Origin of the sequence: Herbidospora galbida, from assembly GCF_005233835.1 — a bacterium.
In the GTDB taxonomy this organism is placed as follows: Bacteria; Actinomycetota; Actinomycetes; order Streptosporangiales; family Streptosporangiaceae; genus Herbidospora; species Herbidospora galbida.
The window spans coordinates 1-18,163 of record NZ_SZQA01000045.1 but is presented as its reverse complement, the minus strand read 5'-3'; the positions used below and the strand labels follow the sequence as shown (position 1 = coordinate 18,163).

Here is an 18,163-nt window from a genome sequence, read left to right as displayed (position 1 = left end):
AGGTTGCCCGATCTGCACATCGAAATTCTCCATTCTTCGGCGCATATGATGTGCGGCGGCGTTCAATGATCCTGTGACTTGTCAGGTGCGAATTCGTCCGAGCGCCGAAGGCGGGGCCGTTGCGCAGGTCCTACGTGTTCCGGCTGCGACCCACCCGACACCAGGAGATCGCACTTGCCGCCTGTCTCGATGACCACCGCGAGCTGTACAACGGGGCCCTGGAGCACCGGCGCACCGCTTACCGCAAGGCGGGAGTGATCGTCCGGTACGGCGATCAGTCGGCGGAGTTGAAGAGCATCCGAGCCGATGACCCGGACGGGCAGGCCCGTTGGTCGTTCTCTTCGCAGCAAGCCACGCTGCGTCGGCTGGACAGGGCGTTCGCTGCGTTCTTCACCCGCATTCGCGCAGGTCGCACGCCCGGGTTCCCGCGCTTCAAGGGACGGGGCTGGTTCAACACGGTGGAGTGGCCCAAGGACGGTGACGGTTGCCGGTGGAATTCGCAGCCCGACCATCCGACCGCCACCTATGTACGATTCCAGGGCGTCGGGCACATCCGCGTCCATCAGCACCGGCGGGTGTCCGGCACCGTGAAGACGATCAGCGTCAAGCGGGCGGGCTCCCGCTGGTTCGTCGTGCTCTCGTGCGACGACGTTCCCGCCAGGCCGCTGCCCCGGACGGACGCGATGACCGGCATCGACATGGGTGTCGCCTGGTTCGTCACCACTAGCGAGGGGATGCACATCGCGAATCCCCGTCACCTTCTCGCCGATGCAGGCCGCCTTGTCGGCGCTCAACGGAGTCTGGCCCGCAAGAAGCGCGGATCGAAGCGCAGGCGCAAGGAAGTGGCGCGGGTCGCGGCCATACATGGGAAGATCCGCCGCCAACGCTTGGACAGCGCACACAAGACGGCGTGCGGGCTGGTCCGCGACTACGACGTCATCGTGCACGAGGCGCTTCAGGTCGGGAAGATGACCAGACGGGCCCGCCCCCTGCCGGACGGCCGGGGCGGATTCTCGCCCAATGGAGCGGCTGCGAAGTCCGGGCTCAACAGGAGCATTCTCGACGCGGGTTGGGGGGTGTTCCTGGCGATCCTGTCGCACAAGGCTGAAAGCGCCGGTCGAGAGCTGATCGCGGTGAACCCCGCCAACACCTCCCGCACCTGTGCCCGATGTGGGCATTGCGCGGCGGACAACCGTGTCTCCCAAGCCGAGTTCCGATGTGGAACGTGCGGGCACGTGGCGCACGCGGACGTGAACGCGGCTCAGAACATCTTGCGGGCAGGGCTTGCCCTTCGCGGAGCTGTCGCGGCTTAGCGAGAAGCCGTCGTCTTCGGGCGTCGGAGGAGTCACCATCGCCTCAGCACGGGTTCGTCACCGGCGGGGATTCCGACAATTTTTCTGGTACGCCTCATCATTCAAGGTCTCTTTCTCGGAGGTACGGGAAATCCCGGCATGACGGAGCGCCATGCCGGTGGGGGAAACGCCTATTGGCCCCGGAGCTACGGCTCGACGGGGCTGCGGAGATCAGATCAGGTGGGGGCGGCGGACACGCCGGGCCTGCGCCGGTCGAGAGGAGACGCGGCGCGAGCGGAGTGGAGCGGGCACTTGCCCTTCGCGGTGCTAGGAGTGCAGCTGTGCGGAGGGGTCACACATTTCACGTCCCTTTAGTGGGTCGTCTTCCTGCGAGCGGATACGGCATTGGCGATGGCGAGCAGGACGCCTATACCAAAGATAAGGGTTCCCATGACGTTCACCTGTGGCGGGATGCCCACCTTCACGGCGCCCACGATCCAGAGGGGGAACGTCTGTTCCGAGCCGTTGACGAAACTCGTCACGACGTAGTCGTCGATCGACAGGGCGAAGGCGAGCATCGCGCCCGCCGCCACGCCCGGCATGATCGACGGAAGGGTGACCAGGCGGAACGTGGTGAACGTCCCGGCGCCCAGGTCGCGGGCGGCCTCCTCCAGCGAGGGGTCGAGGCCGACCACCCTCGCCCGGACCGTCACGACGACGAACGCGAGCGAGAAGAGCGTGTGCGCGATGATGATCGTGATGTGGCCGCGCGGGGCGTTGGCCGACACGAACAGCGACAGCAGCGAGGCGCCCATGACGAGCTCGGGCGTGCTGATCGCGGCGAAGATGAGGAAGTCGGTGACGCCCTTGCCGCGGAAGCGGTAGCGGCCGACGGCCAGGCCCAGCAGGGTGCCGAGGACGGTCGCCAGCACGGTGCTGACCACCGCGATGATCAGTGAGTTGACCAGCGCGTCGGTGAGGCCGTCGATGGCGAACAGCTGCTGGTACCACTTGAACGTGAAACCCTGCCACGAGGTGTTCGACTTCGACTGCTTGTCGTTGAAGCCGAACAGGATCATCACCGCGATGGGCGAGGCCAGCCACAGGATGATCAGCCACGTGTAGACGTAAAGGGCCCTGTCGCCCAGCTTCCCTCTCATCGGGCCGCCGCCTCCAGGACGTTCTCGGTGCCGAGGGCACGCGCGTAGATGAAGATGCCGATCAGCAGCACGGCCATCAGGGTGAACGAGATCGCCGACGCGGTCGGGTAGTCGTTGTTGACCAGGTACTCGGTCTGCACGATGTTGCCGATCATCGTGTTGCTCGTGCCGCCGAGCACCTGGGCGTTGATCGGGTCGGCCGTGGCCGGCACGAACGTCATCAGGACGCCGGCGAACACCCCCGGCAGCGACAGCGGGAGCACCACCCGGCGGAAGGTCGACAGGCGCGAGGCGTACAGGTCGTAGGAGGCCTCGATGACCCGGGGGTCGACGCGCTCCAGCGCCACGTAGATCGGCAGGATCATGAACGGCAGGAAGTTGTAGACCAGGCCGCCGATGACCGCCACCGTCGTGGCCAGCACGTGGAAGTCCTGCGGGAGCACCCCCCAGCCCTTCAGCGTGCCGAACAGGATGCCGTCGTCGGCCAGCAGGAAGCCCCACGAGATCGTCCGCAGCACGAACGACACGAAGAAGGGCAGCAGGAGGAGGAACAGGAACATGGACTTGCGGTGCCCGGCCTTGAAGGCGATCCAGTACGCCACCGGATAGCCGAGCACCAGCATGATCACGGTCGCGACGCCGCCGTACACCAGAGAGCGTACGAGCTGCGTGCTGTACTTCGCGATCGCGTCCGAGTAGTTGGAGACGCTGAACGTCTGCGTGAACCCGTCGATGAGGTTGCCCGTGGTCAACGACACCGAGGCCATGGCCGCGATGGGCACCACCAGGAAGATGGCGAGCCACAGCCACGCGGGCAGGGCCAGCCAGTAAGGCGTCCAGCGTCTCATTCGATCAGCCCTGCGTGATGGTCTGGAAGAGGCCGTTGTAGACCGGCTCCTCGGCGTTGGTGAGGGTGCGGTAGGGCCGCAGCTTGGCGTAGTCGGCCTCGGTCGGGAAGATCAGGGGGCTCTCGGCCAGGGCCTTGGAGTCGTCGTCGCTCTTGCCGGCCAGGATCTGCTGCACGCCGTTCACCGGGGTGACGTACTGGATGTAGGAGGTGAGCTCGGCGGCGATCTCCGGCTTGTAGAGGAAGTCCATCAGCATCAGCGCGTCGACCGGGTTGGCGGCGCCCTTCGGGATGGCCATGTTGTCGATCCAGATCGTGCCGCCCTCCTGGGGCACCACGAACTTGACCGGCTCTCCGGCCAGCTGCCGCTGGAACACGTCGCCCGACCAGGCCTGGCTCAGCCACACGTCGCCCTTGGCGACGGCGTCGATGTAGTCCTGGGCGTAGTACTTGCGCACGATGCCCTGGTCGCGCTGCTCCTTGAGCTTGGCGGCGGCCTTCTCCCAGTCGGCCTGGGTCGACTTGTCGGGGTCGATGCCCACGGCGAACATGCCGAAGTTCCCGACCTCCTGCGCGTCGGCCATCATGCCGACCTTGCCCTCGTACTTCTTGTCGAACAGGGACTGGATGCTGGTGATGTCCTCGTCGACGTACTTGGTGTTGTACGCGATGCCCGTCACGCCCGCCTGGTAGGGGATCGTGTACGTGTTGTTCGGGTCGTAGGCCGGGTTCTTGTACGACGCCCCGGCGTTGGCCGCGAAGTTGGGCAGCTGCTTGTGGTCGAGCGCGGTCAGGTAGCCCAGCTGGATCATCTTGCCGAGCTGAAGACCGTTGGTCATCACGATGATGTCGTAGCCGAGCGGCTGCCCGGCCCGCAGCTGCGGCTCCGACTTGCCGAAGAACTCGGCGTTCTCCTGGATGACTTCCTTGTACTCGTACGAGATCCCGGTCGCCTGCTGGAACTGCTTGAGCGGGGCCTGGTCCTCGGGCATGTACTCGGGCCAGTTCGCGAAGACGACCCGGCCGTTCTTCTTCCGGGTCGACCAGAAGTCGGCCACGGCGCTGGGAGAGGGCGCCGCGGCCTTCTGGCCCTGCACGCCGCAGGCGGCCAGGGCGAGCCCGGCGGCCGAGTAACCGGCGAAGCGGAGGGCGTCACGGCGGGAGTATCGGGACTGCGTCAGACCGCGCAGGAGGGGATTGTTCATCAAAGCTCCGAGGGGGTTTCTATCTGGACGTTCCTGAAGTTATCCGCAAAATTCCCCCGGTCATGACAGCGTGTACGAGTGCTGCGGGCGCCACGAGAGCCACACCGTGTCACCGCGTTCCGCCGTCGTCGAGCTGTCGATGGCGTTCTGCTGGAAGACCGTGATCTCCGTGCCGTCGGCCAGCGCCACCGCGTAGCTGTTGTAGGTGCCCAGATAGGTGATCTCGGCGACGTCGCCCCTGACGACGCTCAGCCCGGACTCGGGCTGCTCCGTCGAGATCGTGATCTTCTCCGGACGTACGGTCAGGTCGACGGTGTCCCCCGCCGCCGCCTTCCCGGGCACGAGGATGCGGTCGTGCTCGCCCAGCCGGACCACCAGCAGGTCGCCTTCGGCGGCGTCCACGGTGCCCGACAGCAGGTTCGAGGTCCCGATGAACCCGGCCACGAACTTCGAGGCCGGCCTCTCGTAGATCTCTCTGGGGTCGGCCAGCTGCTCCACCAGGCCGTCGTTCATGACGGCGATCCGGTCGCTCATCGTGAGCGCCTCGGACTGGTCGTGGGTCACGTAGACGAAGGTGATGCCCACCTCGCGCTGGATGCGCTTGAGCTCGGTCTGCATCTGCTGGCGCAGCTTCAGGTCGAGGGCGCCCAGCGGCTCGTCGAGCAGCAGCGCCCGGGGCCGGTTGACCAGCGCGCGGGCGAGCGCCACCCGCTGCTGCTGGCCACCGGACATCTCGCGCGGACGCCGCTTCTCCCGGCCCGTGAGGTCGACGATCTCCAGGATGTCGCCGACGCGCTGCTTGATCTCGGCGTCGGCCACCTTCTTGCGCCTGAGGCCGAAGGCCACGTTCTCCCACACGTTCATGTGCGGGAACAGCGCGTACGACTGGAAGACCATGTTGATGTCGCGCTTGTTGGGCGGGACGTTGGTGACGTCCTGCCCGAGGAGTTTCACGAGGCCCTTCGTCGGCTCCTCGAACCCCGCGATCATGCGCATCGTCGTCGTCTTGCCGCAGCCGGACGGGCCGAGGAGGGAGAAGAACTCGCCCTCCCCGATCGTCAGGCTGACACCTTTTACCGCCTGAACCGTCTCGCCGTGCGCGAGGTATTCCTTGACGACGCCGTCAAGCTCGATGGCGGGGACATCCTCGGGCATATCACCTCTCGCTTACCTAGTCGCCGATGTAGTGCATGACGTGCTTCACCCGGGTGTAGTCGTGCAGGCCGAAGACCGACAGGTCCTTGCCGTACCCGGAGTGCTTGAAGCCGCCGTGGGGCATCTCCGACACGAAGGGGATGTGGGTGTTGACCCACACGACCCCGAAGTCGAGCCGCTTCGACATGCGCATCGCGCGGCCGTGGTCGGAGGTCCAGACGGAGCTCGACAGGCCGTACTGCACGCCGTTGGCCTTGGCCAGCGCGTCGGCCTCGTCGGTGAAGGTCTGCACGGTGATGACGGGGCCGAACACCTCGGTCTGCACCATCTCGTCGTCCTGCTTCAGGCCGTCGACCACGGTCGGGGCGAAGAAGTAGCCCGCCTCGCCCACCTGCTCGCCGCCCGTGAGCACGGTGGCGTGCTCGGGGAGGCGCTCGAAGAAGCCCTTGACCCGGGCCAGCTGGTTCGGGTTGTTGAGCGGGCCGTAGAAGGCGTCGTCGCCGGTGCCGGTGACGGTCGCGGCGGCGGCCTCCTTGAGGGCCTCGGCGAACTCGTCGTGGATCGACTCGTGGACGAGCACGCGGCAGGCGGCGGTGCAGTCCTGCCCGGCGTTGTAGAGGCCCGCGCCGGCGATGGCCTCGGCGGCGGCCTTGATGTCCTTGATGTCCTCGAAGACCACGACCGGGGCCTTGCCGCCCAGCTCCAGGTGGACGCGCTTGAGGTCGTCGGCCGCGCTCTTGGCGACGGCCATGCCCGCGCCGACCGAGCCGGTGATCGCGACCATCGAGGCGGTCGGGTGGGCGATGACCAGGGAGCCGGTCTCGCGGTCGCCGGTCACGACGTTGAACACGCCGGCCGGGAGGACGTCGCCGATGATCTCGGCCAGCTTGACGGTGGAGACCGGGGTGGTGTCCGACGGCTTCAGCACGATCGTGTTGCCCGCGGCCAGCGCCGGGGCGATCTTCCAGACGGCCATCATCATCGGGTAGTTCCACGGCGTGACCTGGCCGATGACGCCGACCGGCTCGTGCCGGATGACCGAGGTGTGGTCGGCGAGGAACTCGCCCGCCGTCGGGCCCTCCAGCGTGCGCGCCGCGCCCGCGAAGAAGCGGAAGTGGTCGGCGGCGACCGGGGTCTCGTCCTCGCTCATGCGGGCGTAGGGCTTGCCGGTGTTGCGGCACTCGGCCTGGTTGATCTCGTCCGCGCGCGCCTCGATGGCGTCGGCTATCTTCAACAGCAGGTTCGCCCGCTCACCCGGAGTCGTCTGTCCCCAGGTCTCGAAAGCCGCCGCGGCGGCCTCGTAGGCCGCGTCGACGTCCTCCTGCCCGGACAGGGGGGCCTGCGCGTAGACCTCGCCGGTGCTCGGATCGACCACGTCGGAGAAGCGTCCGCTCCTGGCGTCGACGAACTTCCCGTTGATGTAGTTCTGCAGGCGGGTGGTCACTTCGACCTCCTGTGAAGGTGTTCAAAGTTGTCGCGACTCTGACAGACATATCAGACAACGACAAGGGATTTCGTAGCGAAAGATATCAAATTGCTACGGAATCGCTTGACAAGGGACGCGGAACTGACAACATGTCGCACCTAGGCGGCAACATGTCGGAAACATGAAGGGCTTATGCGGGGATGACCACGCCGAAGGTTCGGACCACCAGGAACGGCCCCGTGGTGCTCGACGAGATCTCCAAGCAGATCGTCGAGCAACTGCAGGCCGACGGCCGCAAGCCGTATGCCGCCATCGGGAAGGCCGTCGGGCTCTCCGAGGCCGCCGTCCGCCAGCGCGTCCAGCGCCTGCTCGACGCCGGTGTCATGCAGATCGTGGCGGTCACCGACCCTCTCACTCTCGGGTTCCCCCGGCAGGCCATGATCGGCATCAAGTGCGAAGGCGACCTGGAGGCCGTCGCCGACGAGCTCGGCTCGATCGAGGAGGTCGACTACGTCGTCCTGACGGCCGGCTCGCTCGACATCATGGTCGAGGTCGTGTGTGAGGGAGATCAGCACCTCCTGGAAATTCTCGGCAAAATCCGGGCGATCCCTGCGGTCAGGGCCACCGAGACCTTTGTCTACCTGAAACTGCACAAACAAACGTACTCCTGGGGCACACACTGACGGCCCACAGCAACCTCTAAGCTTCCAGGTTCCCGGCTGAACGGCTCTGTTCGAGCATTCCGGTGGGGCGGAGAACGCCCCGCCAGCGAACAGAAAACGAGGGAACCATGAGATCCAGAACGTTCTCCGTCCTCGGCGTCGCCTTCCTCCTGGCCGGCGGCATCACGGCGGCCGCCTCCCCGGCCTCCGCCCTGGCCTGTCCCACACAGGCCAACCCGAACACGCTGGACAACGCCTACACCTACACCAGCAGAACGGTGGGCGGCCGGACCAACCAGCTTCGCTACGGCTACTCCGGCACCAGTCGTTACGTCTGGTCGAGGCTCGCCACGTCGGTCAACGGCGACCAGGTCTGGGTCGACCTCTCCAGCAACGGAGGCTCGTCCTGGATGCAGTGCGGCCTCACGACCCTCCAGGCCGACCGCAACTGGTCCTACGCCTACCGGAAGAATTCGGGAGTCTGCGTGCGGGTGGGCTTCCGTCCGAAGGGCGGGTCGACTTCCTACGTCACGCCCGCATCCGGCTGGTGGTGCTGAAACGACGCCTGAAAGGCGTCTGTGAGGGTAGCGGCGGCGGCCATGAGCAGCATGCCCGCGTTCAAGGTCGCCCAGTTACCCGAGCCCCAGCCGCTCCGCCGCGTCCTCGGTCCGGGGGTGATCGCGGCGGGGGTCGGGCTCGCCTCGGGTGAGTTCGTCATCTGGCCCTACATCTCCGCCAACGTCGGCCTGGTCTTCCTGTGGGCGGCCGTCGTCGGGGTGATCGCGCAGTTCTTCCTCAACATGGAGATCGAGCGCTACACCCTGGCCACCGGGGAGACCGCACTCACCGGGTTCTCGCGGCTGGGGCGGCACTGGGGCATCGTGTTCGCCCTGATGGCGCTGCTGGCCAACATCTGGCCCGGCTGGGCGACCTCGTCGGCCACCGTGTTCACCTACGCGGTCGGTCAGGGGAACGTCACCGTCATCGCGGTCATCGAGCTCGTCATCATCGGGATCGCGCTGACCCTCTCCCCCGTCGTCTACCGGACCGTCGAGGCCACCCAGTTCGTCAAGGTCGCGGCGGTGCTGGTCTTCCTGGTCGTCGCGCTGTTCGTGGCGATCTCGGGAGAGGCGTACCGGGGGCTGGGAGAGGCGGTCACCAGCATCGGGACGGTGCCCAGTCAGCTGGGCACGGCGCTGGTTCTCGGCGCGCTGGCCTTCGCGGGGGCGGGCGGCGGCCAGAACCTCGTCCAGAGCAACTGGATCAGGGACAAGAACATGGGCATGGGCGCCCGGATCCCCCGGCTGGTCTCACCGGTGACGGGAGAGGACCAGGCCGCGCCCGCGACCGGTTACACCTTCGAGCCCACCGAGGAGAACCTGTCGCGGTGGCGGGGCTGGTGGCGGGTCGCCAACATCGAGCAGCTCATCTCGTTCGTCGCGATCACCATCTTCACGATCTTCCTGATGTCGATGCTGGCCTACTCGACCGTCTTCGGCTCCGGGTCCACCAACGACATCACCTTCCTGCGGGCCGAGGGCGAGGTGCTGAACCAGCGGCTGAACTGGTTCGGGACGTTCTTCTGGGCGATCGGCGCGCTGTCGCTGTTCGCCGCGGCGATGGGCATCTGCGACTACGTCGGGCGGATGGTCGCCGACATCGTGAAGACCGTCTACCTGCCCGCCTCGGAGCGGTGGACGGAGAGCCGGATCTACTCGCTCGTCGTGTGGTTCATCGTGGTCTTCGGGATCCTGATGCTGACGATCGGGTTCGACCAGCCGATCACGCTGCTGGTGATCTCCTCCAGCGTCGGCGGGATCATGATGTTCGTCTACTCGGCCCTGCTGGCGGTCCTCAACCGGCGGATGCTGCCGCAGGCGATCAAGATCCGCGGCTACCGGATGGTCGCGGTGCTGCTGACGTTCGCGTTCTTCGGGTTCTTCTCGGTGCTCACGCTGATCGACCAGATCGGCAAGCTGACCGGCTGAGGGCGGGCCCTGTCGGAAGCCCGCCCTCGTGCGGACTAGAGCGCGGGCTTCTTGGCCACGTACAGCCACTTCTTGAAGAGCGGGTCGAGGTCCTTGCCGCTGAGCTCCTCGGCGAGGGCCACGAAGTCCTTCGTGGTGGCGGTGGCGTGCCGGTGGCGGGCCGGCCACTCCTTCAGGAGCTCGAAGAAGGTCGCGTCGCCGATCTCGGTGCGCAGGGCGTGGACGGTCATCGCGCCGCGCAGGTAGATCGCCTCCCAGTCGAACATGTTCTTCTGGCCGGGGGCGCCCGTCTTGACGTCCCAGAACTTGCCGGTGCTCTTGTAGTACTTGTCGAAGGTCGACTGGGCCGTCGGGCCGTTGTGGGTCTCCTCGTAGAGCCACTCGGCGTAGCTGGCCAGGCCCTCGTTCAGCCAGATGTCGTTCCACGACTCCAGGCCGACGCTGTTGCCGAACCACTGGTGCGCGATCTCGTGGACGATCAGCAGGTCGTCGCTGGCGTCGCCGTCGTAGACCGGGCGGCCCTGCGTCTCCAGGGCGTAGTGGACGTCGAGCTTGTCGGCGATGCCGCCGGTCGAGCCGAACGGGTAGGGGCCGAAGTGCTCGACGCCCCACTTCGTCGCCTCGGCGGTCTCCTTGTGGAAGTGCTTGGAGGTCTTGGCCAGGGCGGGGTCGTAGGCGGTGATGTTGGGGACGCCGGCGGCGGTGCCCTCGCTGACCTTGTACTTACCGATGGCGATCATGGCCAGGTAGGGGGCCATGGGCTGCTTCATCTGCCAGCGCGAGACGACGTAGCCCTTCTTGACCCGGACGATGCCCGAGTTCTGCGGCTCGCCGTTGGCCAGCACCGTGAGGCCGACGGGGGCGCTGATCTCGTACGAGAACGTGGCCTTGTCGCGCGGGGTGTCGTTCGCGGGGAACCAGGTGCGGGCGCCGTCGGGCTGGGAGACGACGACGGCGCCGTCCTTGGTGTGGATGAACCCGGTGATGCCGAGTTCCGGGTCGTCGACCGGCTTCGGCCTGCCGTCGTACTCGACGACGACCTTGAAGGTGGCCTCGTCGTCGACGCCCTTCTTCGGGGTGACGGTCAGCTCCTGGCCCTTGCGGGACCACTTGGCCTTCTTGCCGTCGACCGTGACCGCGCGGACGGTGAGGCCCGACAGGTCGAGGTTGAAGCGCGACAGGCCCTTGGTCGCCTTGGCGGTGATCGTCGCGGTGGAGTCGATCTCGCCGGACTTGGGGGTGTAGCGGAGCTTCAGGTCGTAGTGCTGGACGTCGTAGCCGCCGTTGCCGGCGTACGGAAAGTAGGGGTCGCCCACACCGGAGGAGCCCGGGGAATGAGCGTCGGCCCATGCCGGGGCTGAGGGCGCGAGTAACGCGGCGACCGCGAGCAACGCCGCGCCGGAGATTCGTGTGCGAAGCATGCCGCACATTATCGAGATGAATCCGGCAACGGACACAATCAACCTAATATCGGTGAAGTGCGTGCGACTGACGTCTCCTTCCGTTACCGGCGGGGCGATCCCTGGGTGCTCTCCGGCGCCTCCCTCGACCTCGCCCCCGGCGCGGTCGCCGAGATCACCGGCCCCAACGGCACCGGCAAGTCGACCCTGCTGCGGCTGCTCGCGGGCCTGTTGCGGCCGGTCAGGGGCCTGATCGAGGAGCGCCCTGCGGTCATCGGCTACGCCCCCGAACGGTTCCCCTCGGCCCAGCCGTTCACCGTGGCGGCCTACCTGCGGCATATGGCGGCGATCCGCCGGGTGGCCGTGCCCGAGGAGCTGACCGCCCGGCTCGGCATGGACCATCTGCTCGGCCAGAAGCTGCCCGACCTGTCGAAGGGCAGCGCCCACAAGGTCGGCCTCGCCCAGGCCCTCGCCGGGGAGCCGGGGCTGCTGATCCTCGACGAGCCGTTCGCCGGGCTCGACGTGACGGCCCGCGCCGAACTGTCGGTGATCGTCACCGAAATCGCCGCCCGGGGCGGCATCGTCGTCGCCAGCGACCACCAGGGAGACCTGCGGGCGGTGCCGGGCGTGACCCGCTACGAGGTCCGCGACGGGAAGATCACCCAGGTCGCCCGGGTCGTCGAGGACGACCCGCTGACCACCCTGACCATCAAGCTGCCGCAGTCGAGGGCCGCCGCGCTGGCGGCCCGGCTCCGGGCGGAAGGCCACGAGGTTTCATGATCCCCCTGGTCACGTTCCGGCTCTCGGGATACGTACGGTCGCACCGGATCTTCCAGCCCCTGCTCGGGCTGCTCGCCGTCCTGTCGATCATCTACGCCACCGGGGTCCCCGCCGGCGGCGAACTCCCCAGCTACTCCGACTCGGCCGGCATCCTGATGCTCGTCTTCGCCTGGGCGGCCCGGGGCCTGCTCGACAACGAGCCCGACGAGCAGCGCCTCATCGCGATCACCGCCGTCGGCCGCCGCCGCGAACTCGTGGCCGGGCTGCTCGCCGCGCTGCTGCTGACGGCCGCGCTGGCGCTGGTCGCCGTGGTGTTCCCGCTGCTGGTCGGCTTCGCCGAGACGCCCGGCGCGGCCGACCTCGGCTACGGCGCCGGGCTGCACCTGCTGGCCGTGCTGGCCGGGACCGCCCTGGGCGCCCTGACGAGCCGCCCGGTGCTGGCCTCCCCCGCCGCCTCGGCCGCCGTGCTGGTCGGCGGCTACGTGGCGATCCTGCTGCTCAGCTCGGCGGGCCCGTGGGCGTCGGTGCCGGTCTTGGACTGGATGAACGCCGCCCACCACCACGAACTGCCCGACCGGCTGGGGGTCATCGTCGCGTCAGCGCTGGCCTGGAGCGCGGCCGGGCTCGCCGGCTACGCGGCGGTGCGCCGGGTCAGGGGTTAGCCGCGGCGAGCTGGCCGCAGGCGCCGTCGATCTCACGGCCACGGGTGTCGCGGACCGTCACCGCGACCCCGTGGGACTCCAGCCTGCGGACGAAGGCCCGTTCGTCCTCCGGCCGGGAGGCCGTCCACTTCGAGCCCGGGGTCGGGTTCAGCGGGATCAGGTTGACGTGCACCAGCTTGCCCTTGAGCAGCTTGCCGAGCAGGTCGGCCCGCCACTCCTGGTCGTTGATGTCCTTGATGAGGGCGTACTCGATCGAGACCCGGCGCTTGGTCTTGGCGGCGTAGTCCCAGGCCGCGCCGAGGACCTCGGCCACCTTCCAGCGCGTGTTGATCGGGACCAGCGTGTCACGCAGCTCGTCGTCGGGGGCGTGCAGCGAGACGGCCAGCGTCACCGGCAGGCCCTCGTTCGACAGCTTCTCGATCGCCGGGACGAGGCCGACCGTCGAGACGGTGACGCCGCGCGCGGAGATGCCCAGGCCCTCGGGCGACGGGTCGACCATGCGGTGGACCGCGCCGATCACGGCCTTGTAGTTGGCCATCGGCTCGCCCATGCCCATGAAGACGATGTTGCTGACCCGGCCGGGACCGCCCGGCACCTCGCCCTTGGCCAGCGCCCGCTGCCCGGCGACGACCTGCTCGACGATCTCGGCGGTCGACATGTTGCGGGTCAGCCCGGCCTGGCCGGTCGCGCAGAACGGGCAGTTCATGCCGCACCCGGCCTGCGACGACACGCACATCGTGACCCGGTCGGGGTAGCGCATCATGACCGACTCGACCAGGGAGCCGTCGAACAGCTTCCAGAGCGTCTTGCGGGTCATGCCGTCGTCGCAGGTGATCTCGCGGACCGAGGTCAGCAGCGACGGGAGCAGCTGGCCGAGCGTCTCGCGCGAGGCCGCCGGGAGGTCGGTCATCTCGTCGGGCGACTCGGTCAGCTTGGCGAAGTAGTGGCGCGAGAGCTGGTCGGCCCGGAACGGCTTCTCACCGAGCTCCGCGACGGCGGCACGGCGCTCGGCCATGGTCAGGTCGGCCAGATGGCGCTGCGGCTTCGCCCGTCGCGGTGCGACGAACGTGAGCTGACCGGCCTTGGGGGCGGCCTCGGACATAACGAACCCTCACGATCTCAAAACGACGACTGCTCTTACGGCCAGGCGGCACCGGGCTTAGAGTCCTGATCTGGGAGGTGAGGCGTGGACAGCACCATCGTGCTCACCAGCACCAATCCCTACGGAAGCCGCACCCTTACGGTCGAGCGCGATCAGGTGTCCTCGGTAGCTTACCTGCGCGACCCGGCCGGATCCGTCCGTGGAGCCGTCTGGCTGGGCAACCACGTGACGGCCCCGATGTCACTCGACCTCGCCCGTCTCAACACCGGCCGGCCCCCGGTCATGCCCAGAGCGGGCACCCGCCGCCCTTTCGGCACCGCCCACCTCGACGCGTCCCGGCTCCGCGTGCTGTGGTTCGAGGAGGGTGACGGCGTCGCCCTCTACGACGACGAGGGCCTGCTGGCCGTGATCCCCGGCTGGGCCGATCTGGAACGTGGCATGCCCGGCTACGCGCGCGAGGCCGTCGGCGAATGGCCCTTCGCCTGGGCGCTGTCGGAGGCGCTCGAAGGCCTGAGCCCCCGGGTCGCCAAGGCCGAGGCCTACTGGCAGTGGCGGGCCGGCGAGTCGTCGTGGGCGTCGTTCCAGCAGTTCGTGATGGGCCACCTCGACGGGCGGCTGGGCCCTCCGGGCCGGTTCTGGGACGCGAGCGGCGGCCAGATGCCCGCACTCGGCGTCACCGAACGCCCGCCCGCCTACGGCCGCGACTTCACGGTCCTCTCGACGGTCGGGATGAGCTGCCAGCGGATGCCCTCGGCCGAGCTCTACGACACCCCGACCCGCGTCGAACTGGCGGTCGCCACCCGGGGCGATCCGAGGGGGGCGGCCCGGCTGTTCCTGTGGCTCGGCCAATATCCGTGGCGCTCGGTGACCTGGCTCGGCGACGGCCACACGGCCCGCTGGTATCACCAGCCCGGCACCTTCCCCGTGCCCGGCGGCTACGAAGGTGTGATGATGCTGGCCGCCCCGCGCGGCCTGCCCGACCTGTCGGGGTTCCAGGTCGCCGGAGACGTGGTGCGGTGGCTCTGGCTGATCCCGGTGACCGACGCCGAACTCAAGGTCGCCGCCGAACGCGGCCACGACGTCATCGCCTCGCGGCTGAGCGCCTTCGACCGCATCTAGCGGATGAAGGCCGCCAGCAGCAGCCAGCAGGGCACCAGGGTGAAGAGCAGCGAGTCGATCCGGTCCATCATGCCGCCGTGGCCCGGCAGCACCGAGCCCATGTCCTTGATGCCGAGGTCGCGCTTGATGACCGACTCGATCAGGTCGCCCACCGTGGCGCAGACGACGACCACGGCCCCGAGCAGCGCACCCTGCCAGATCTGGCCCTTCAGCAGCCAGGCCACCAGCCAGCCGCCGACCGCGACGCAGGCGATGGCCGAACCGGCGAAGCCCTCCCAGGTCTTCTTCGGGCTGATGATCGACATCTTGTGCCGGCCGAAGAGGACCCCGGCGGCGTACCCGCCGATGTCGGAGGAGGCCGTCACGGCCACGAAGATGAGGGCCCGGTTCGCGCCGTCGGGCGGCGCCAGCAGCAGGCCGACGAACCCGGCGAACAGCGCCGGGTAGACCGCCATGAAGACGGTCGCGGTGGCGTCGCGGACGAACCCGTCGGACCCCTGGAAGAGCCGCCAGCCCAGCACGCCCATGACGGTGATCGCGAAGATGCCGAGGAACACCCCCGGCCCGAAGTAGTAGGCCCCGGAGACCATCGCCGCCATGCCCACCAGGACGGGGATCAGCGGCACGTGGATGTCGCGGGTGGCCAGCCCCTTCACCAGCTCGTGGATCCCCACGCCGACGGCGGCGATGACGACCACGAGGAACGCGGGCTTGTACAGATAGAGCGATCCGAGGATCACCACCGCCAGCCCGAGCGCGGACGCGATCGCCGCCGGCAGGTTCCGGCCGGTACGGCTCCCGCCCGCCGGGGGTGACACCGTTCCGTCCAAGATGTCCTACTCCCTACATGCGCGCGATCCCTGCCCCTTGCATCACCGGGGCAAGGATCGCGATGGTGCTCGTCAGACTTCGAGCAGCTCGGCTTCCTTGTGCTTGAGCAGCTCGTCGATCTTGGCGACGTGCTTCTGGGTCAGGTCGTCGAGCTCCTTGACCGCGCGGTGGACCTCGTCTTCGCCCGCCTCGCTGTCCTTGACGAGCTTGTCGAGCACTTCCTTGGCGTGACGCCGGATGTTCCGGATCGACACGCGGCTGTTCTCGGCCTTCGTCCGGGCGATCTTGATGTACTCCTTGCGGCGCTCGCCCGAGAGCTCGGGGAACACCACGCGGATGACGTTGCCGTCGTTGCCGGGGTTGACCCCCAGGTCGCTGTCGCGGATCGCCTTCTCGATGGCGCTCATCGAGCCCTTGTCGTAGGGCTGCACCAGCACCATGCGTGCCTCGGGGACGTGGAAGGAGGCGAGCTGCTGGACCGGGGTCAGCGACCCGTAGTAGTCAACATTGATCTTGTTGAACATCGCGGGGGTGACCCGGCCGGTGCGGATGGCCGCGAAGTCCTCCTTCGCGACGGTCACCGCCTTGTCCATCTTCTCTTCGGCCTCGAAGAGGGTTTCCTCGATCACTGTTGGCTCCCTATTTCCCTGCCGGACTCACCAGCGTGCCGATCTTCTCTCCGCGGACCGCCCGCAGGATGTTGCCTTCGCCCATCAGCTCGAACACCACGATGGGCAGGCCGTTGTCCTTGCACAGGCTGATGGCCGTGGCGTCCATCACCGCGAGGTCGCGCGTGAGGACCTCGCCGTATTCGAGCCGGTCGAACCGGACCGCGTCGGGGTTCTTCCGGGGGTCGGCGTCGTAGACGCCGTCGACCTGGGTGCCCTTGAGCAGGGCTTCCGCGCCGATCTCCAGCGCGCGCTGGGCGGCGCAGGTGTCGGTGGAGAAGAAGGGCGAGCCCAGCCCGGCCCCGAAGATGACCACGCGGCCCTTCTCCAGGTGGCGGATCGCCCGGCGGGGCAGGAACGGCTCGGCGACCTGCTGCATCGTGATGGCGGTCTGCACGCGCGTTTCCACGCCGCGCTTCTCCAGGAAGTCCTGCAGCGCGAGACAGTTGATGACGGTGCCCAGCATGCCCATGTAGTCGGCGCGGGCCCGGTCCATGCCGCGCTCGGACAGCGCGGCGCCCCGGAACATGTTGCCGCCGCCGACGACCACCGAGACCTGGACGCCGTCACGGACCGCCTCCGCGATCGAGTCGGCGATCTTGGCCACGACGACGGGGTCGATGCCGAGGGAATCCCCGCCGGCGAACGCCTCGCCGGAAAGCTTCAGCATGACCCGCTTCCAGCGCAGCGGCCCGTCATACGACGAAGCCGCCGGGGCGGGTTCGGTGTTCTCCTGCACGGCGGCGGCCTCCTCAGTGGATTTCGGGCTGAACAGGTCGTCCCGCATGATTACGGGACGACCTCGGGTGACAGCCCCAGACTATGCCTGGCCGACCTTGAAGCGGGTGAAGGCCAGGACCTTGACGCCGGCCTCGTCCGCGTACTTCTTGATCGACTTCTTGTTGTCCTTCACGAACGCCTGCTGGAGCAGCGTGAAGTCCTTGTACCAGCCGTTGACGCGACCCTCGACGATCTTGGCGATCGCGGGCTCGGGCTTGCCCTCCTCGCGGGTCATCTCCTCGAAGAGCGCGCGCTCCTTCTCGATGACCTCGGCGGGGACGGCGTCGGCGTCGAGGTACTTCGGCGCCATCGCGGCGGCGTGCTGCGCGATGTCCTTGGCGACCTCGGCGTTGGCCGAGTCGAGCTGGACCAGGACGCCCACGGCCGGCGGCAGCTGCGGGTCGGTCTTGTGCATGTAGGCGCCGATGTAGCCGCCTTCGAGCACGGAGAACCGGCGGATCTCGATCTTCTCGCCGAGCGCCGCGTTGGTCTCGTCGAGCAGCTCCTTGACGGTCTTGCCGTCGAGCTTGGAGTCGAGCAGCTCGGCCACGTCGGCCGGCTTGGTCTCGAGGATGAAGGCGACGACCTGGGCCGCGACCTCCTGGAAGCGCTCGCCCTTGGCGACGAAGTCGGTCTCGCAGTTGAGCTCGAGCAGCGCGGCGCGGGAGTCGCCGTCCTGCTTGAGGGCGATCAGGCCGTTGGAGGCGGTGCGGGCCTCGCGCTTGCCGACGTCCTTGGCGCCCTTGAGACGCAGGAGCTCGACCGCGCGGTCGAAGTCGCCCTCGGACTCCTCCAGCGCCTTCTTGCAGTCCATCATGCCGGCGGCCGTCAGCTCGCGAAGCCGCTTGACATCGGCCATGTTCACGGAAGCCATTGTCATTTCCTCATGGGTTTCGTCGTGGAGCGGGTGGGCGTGTCATCGTGCCGACACGCCCACCCGGAAGAGCTTTGGGGGAAGGACTACGCCTTCGACTCGTCACCGTCGGCGGGGGCCTCGGGCGTCTCGGCGGCGGGGGCCTCGGCAGCCGGGGCCTCGGCGGCGGGCGCCTCGGCGGCGGCCTCAGCGGGGGCCTCGGCCGGAGCCTC

18 protein-coding genes are annotated in these 18,163 nt (G+C 68.1%); 7 read left to right on the top strand and 11 right to left on the bottom strand.

All coding sequences use genetic code 11. The features are described from left to right. Positions 1-119 precede the first annotated feature (119 nt). Complete coding sequence (locus tag FDA94_RS33350; protein ID WP_137251049.1) at positions 120-1,313, top strand: RNA-guided endonuclease InsQ/TnpB family protein; 1,194 nt, start codon at positions 120-122, stop codon at positions 1,311-1,313. Between the two features lie 350 nt (positions 1,314-1,663). On the opposite strand, the gene FDA94_RS33345 is transcribed toward FDA94_RS33350, so the two are convergent. From FDA94_RS33345 to FDA94_RS33325, 5 genes are read right to left on the bottom strand one after another with little or no spacing between them, the layout of a single operon-like run. After that, positions 1,664-2,452, bottom strand: coding sequence for an ABC transporter permease (locus FDA94_RS33345; RefSeq protein WP_137251048.1), 789 nt, complete (start codon positions 2,450-2,452; stop codon positions 1,664-1,666). Further along, on the bottom strand, positions 2,449-3,300 hold the full coding sequence (locus FDA94_RS33340; RefSeq protein WP_137251047.1) for an ABC transporter permease: 852 nt from the start codon (positions 3,298-3,300) through the stop codon (positions 2,449-2,451). Before FDA94_RS33340 ends, FDA94_RS33345 begins: the two co-directional genes overlap by 4 nt. Positions 3,301-3,304: 4 nt before the next feature. Beyond that, a complete protein-coding gene (locus tag FDA94_RS33335) occupies positions 3,305-4,504 on the bottom strand; it encodes an ABC transporter substrate-binding protein (protein WP_137251046.1) in 1,200 nt (399 codons plus the stop codon). A gap of 60 nt (positions 4,505-4,564) precedes the next feature. Continuing rightward, positions 4,565-5,659 carry an ABC transporter ATP-binding protein gene (locus FDA94_RS33330; RefSeq protein WP_137251045.1) on the bottom strand — a complete coding sequence of 365 codons (1,095 nt, stop codon included), beginning with the start codon at positions 5,657-5,659 and terminating at the stop codon, positions 4,565-4,567. A 16-nt stretch (positions 5,660-5,675) separates the two neighbouring features. After that, on the bottom strand, positions 5,676-7,103 hold the full coding sequence (locus FDA94_RS33325; protein ID WP_137251044.1) for a gamma-aminobutyraldehyde dehydrogenase: 1,428 nt from the start codon (positions 7,101-7,103) through the stop codon (positions 5,676-5,678). Positions 7,104-7,285: 182 nt separating this feature from the next. Here FDA94_RS33325 and FDA94_RS33320 point away from each other — a divergent pair, with 182 nt between their 5' ends. The 3 genes from FDA94_RS33320 (at position 7,286) to FDA94_RS33310 (ending at position 9,735) form a co-directional block, all read left to right on the top strand. Then, complete coding sequence (locus FDA94_RS33320; RefSeq protein ID WP_137251043.1) at positions 7,286-7,768, top strand: Lrp/AsnC family transcriptional regulator; 483 nt, start codon at positions 7,286-7,288, stop codon at positions 7,766-7,768. Positions 7,769-7,875: 107 nt separating this feature from the next. Then, entirely contained in the window at positions 7,876-8,304 is a 429-nt protein-coding gene (locus FDA94_RS33315) for a hypothetical protein (protein ID WP_137251042.1), read from the top strand. Between the two features lie 42 nt (positions 8,305-8,346). Further along, complete coding sequence (locus FDA94_RS33310) at positions 8,347-9,735, top strand: Nramp family divalent metal transporter (protein WP_137251041.1); 1,389 nt, start codon at positions 8,347-8,349, stop codon at positions 9,733-9,735. Positions 9,736-9,770: 35 nt separating this feature from the next. Here FDA94_RS33310 and FDA94_RS33305 read toward each other — a convergent pair whose 3' ends face one another. Beyond that, on the bottom strand, positions 9,771-11,156 hold the full coding sequence (locus tag FDA94_RS33305; RefSeq protein ID WP_212735619.1) for a M1 family metallopeptidase: 1,386 nt from the start codon (positions 11,154-11,156) through the stop codon (positions 9,771-9,773). Between the two features lie 57 nt (positions 11,157-11,213). Between FDA94_RS33305 and FDA94_RS33300 the strand changes: the two genes are divergently transcribed. After that, on the top strand, positions 11,214-11,915 hold the full coding sequence (locus FDA94_RS33300) for an ABC transporter ATP-binding protein (protein WP_137251039.1): 702 nt from the start codon (positions 11,214-11,216) through the stop codon (positions 11,913-11,915). Next, complete coding sequence (locus FDA94_RS33295; protein ID WP_137251038.1) at positions 11,912-12,577, top strand: hypothetical protein; 666 nt, start codon at positions 11,912-11,914, stop codon at positions 12,575-12,577. The genes FDA94_RS33300 and FDA94_RS33295 overlap by 4 nt, the downstream gene beginning before the upstream one ends. Here FDA94_RS33295 and rlmN read toward each other — a convergent pair. Then, positions 12,567-13,679 (bottom strand): dual-specificity RNA methyltransferase RlmN, encoded by a 1,113-nt coding sequence (rlmN, locus tag FDA94_RS33290; RefSeq protein ID WP_137251037.1) that lies wholly within the window; start codon positions 13,677-13,679, stop codon positions 12,567-12,569. The genes FDA94_RS33295 and rlmN overlap by 11 nt on opposite strands. 84 nt (positions 13,680-13,763) lie before the next feature. Here rlmN and FDA94_RS33285 point away from each other — a divergent pair, with 84 nt between their 5' ends. After that, positions 13,764-14,798, top strand: a complete 1,035-nt coding sequence (locus FDA94_RS33285) for a suppressor of fused domain protein (protein WP_246060288.1) — start codon at positions 13,764-13,766, stop codon at positions 14,796-14,798. Here the strand turns inward: FDA94_RS33285 and FDA94_RS33280 are convergent. The 4 genes from FDA94_RS33280 to tsf form a co-directional block, all read right to left on the bottom strand. Then, positions 14,795-15,628, bottom strand: coding sequence for a phosphatidate cytidylyltransferase (locus tag FDA94_RS33280; RefSeq protein WP_246060287.1), 834 nt, complete (start codon positions 15,626-15,628; stop codon positions 14,795-14,797). The two genes, FDA94_RS33285 and FDA94_RS33280, sit on opposite strands and share 4 nt — an antisense overlap. Positions 15,629-15,700: 72 nt before the next feature. Next, entirely contained in the window at positions 15,701-16,258 is a 558-nt protein-coding gene (gene frr / locus FDA94_RS33275) for a ribosome recycling factor (protein ID WP_030455681.1), read from the bottom strand. A gap of 10 nt (positions 16,259-16,268) precedes the next feature. After that, a complete protein-coding gene (pyrH, locus tag FDA94_RS33270; protein ID WP_202610317.1) occupies positions 16,269-17,084 on the bottom strand; it encodes a UMP kinase in 816 nt (271 codons plus the stop codon). A gap of 33 nt (positions 17,085-17,117) precedes the next feature. Next, positions 17,118-17,951: a translation elongation factor Ts gene (gene tsf, locus FDA94_RS33265; protein WP_137251036.1), complete on the bottom strand. Its 834-nt coding sequence runs from the start codon at positions 17,949-17,951 to the stop codon at positions 17,118-17,120. Positions 17,952-18,163: the final 212 nt, after the last annotated feature.

Coding starts and splice junctions, on each gene's coding strand:
- FDA94_RS33305 (WP_212735619.1), bottom strand. CDS start 11,156: ATGCTTCGCACACGAATCTCCGGCGCGGCGTTGCTCGCGGTCGCCGCG.
- FDA94_RS33295 (WP_137251038.1), top strand. CDS start 11,912: ATGATCCCCCTGGTCACGTTCCGGCTCTCGGGATACGTACGGTCGCAC.
- FDA94_RS33320 (WP_137251043.1), top strand. CDS start 7,286: ATGACCACGCCGAAGGTTCGGACCACCAGGAACGGCCCCGTGGTGCTC.
- FDA94_RS33335 (WP_137251046.1), bottom strand. CDS start 4,504: ATGAACAATCCCCTCCTGCGCGGTCTGACGCAGTCCCGATACTCCCGC.
- FDA94_RS33315 (WP_137251042.1), top strand. CDS start 7,876: ATGAGATCCAGAACGTTCTCCGTCCTCGGCGTCGCCTTCCTCCTGGCC.
- rlmN (WP_137251037.1), bottom strand. CDS start 13,679: ATGTCCGAGGCCGCCCCCAAGGCCGGTCAGCTCACGTTCGTCGCACCG.
- pyrH (WP_202610317.1), bottom strand. CDS start 17,084: ATGCGGGACGACCTGTTCAGCCCGAAATCCACTGAGGAGGCCGCCGCC.
- FDA94_RS33340 (WP_137251047.1), bottom strand. CDS start 3,300: ATGAGACGCTGGACGCCTTACTGGCTGGCCCTGCCCGCGTGGCTGTGG.
- FDA94_RS33310 (WP_137251041.1), top strand. CDS start 8,347: ATGAGCAGCATGCCCGCGTTCAAGGTCGCCCAGTTACCCGAGCCCCAG.
- tsf (WP_137251036.1), bottom strand. CDS start 17,951: ATGGCTTCCGTGAACATGGCCGATGTCAAGCGGCTTCGCGAGCTGACG.
- FDA94_RS33345 (WP_137251048.1), bottom strand. CDS start 2,452: ATGAGAGGGAAGCTGGGCGACAGGGCCCTTTACGTCTACACGTGGCTG.
- FDA94_RS33330 (WP_137251045.1), bottom strand. CDS start 5,659: ATGCCCGAGGATGTCCCCGCCATCGAGCTTGACGGCGTCGTCAAGGAA.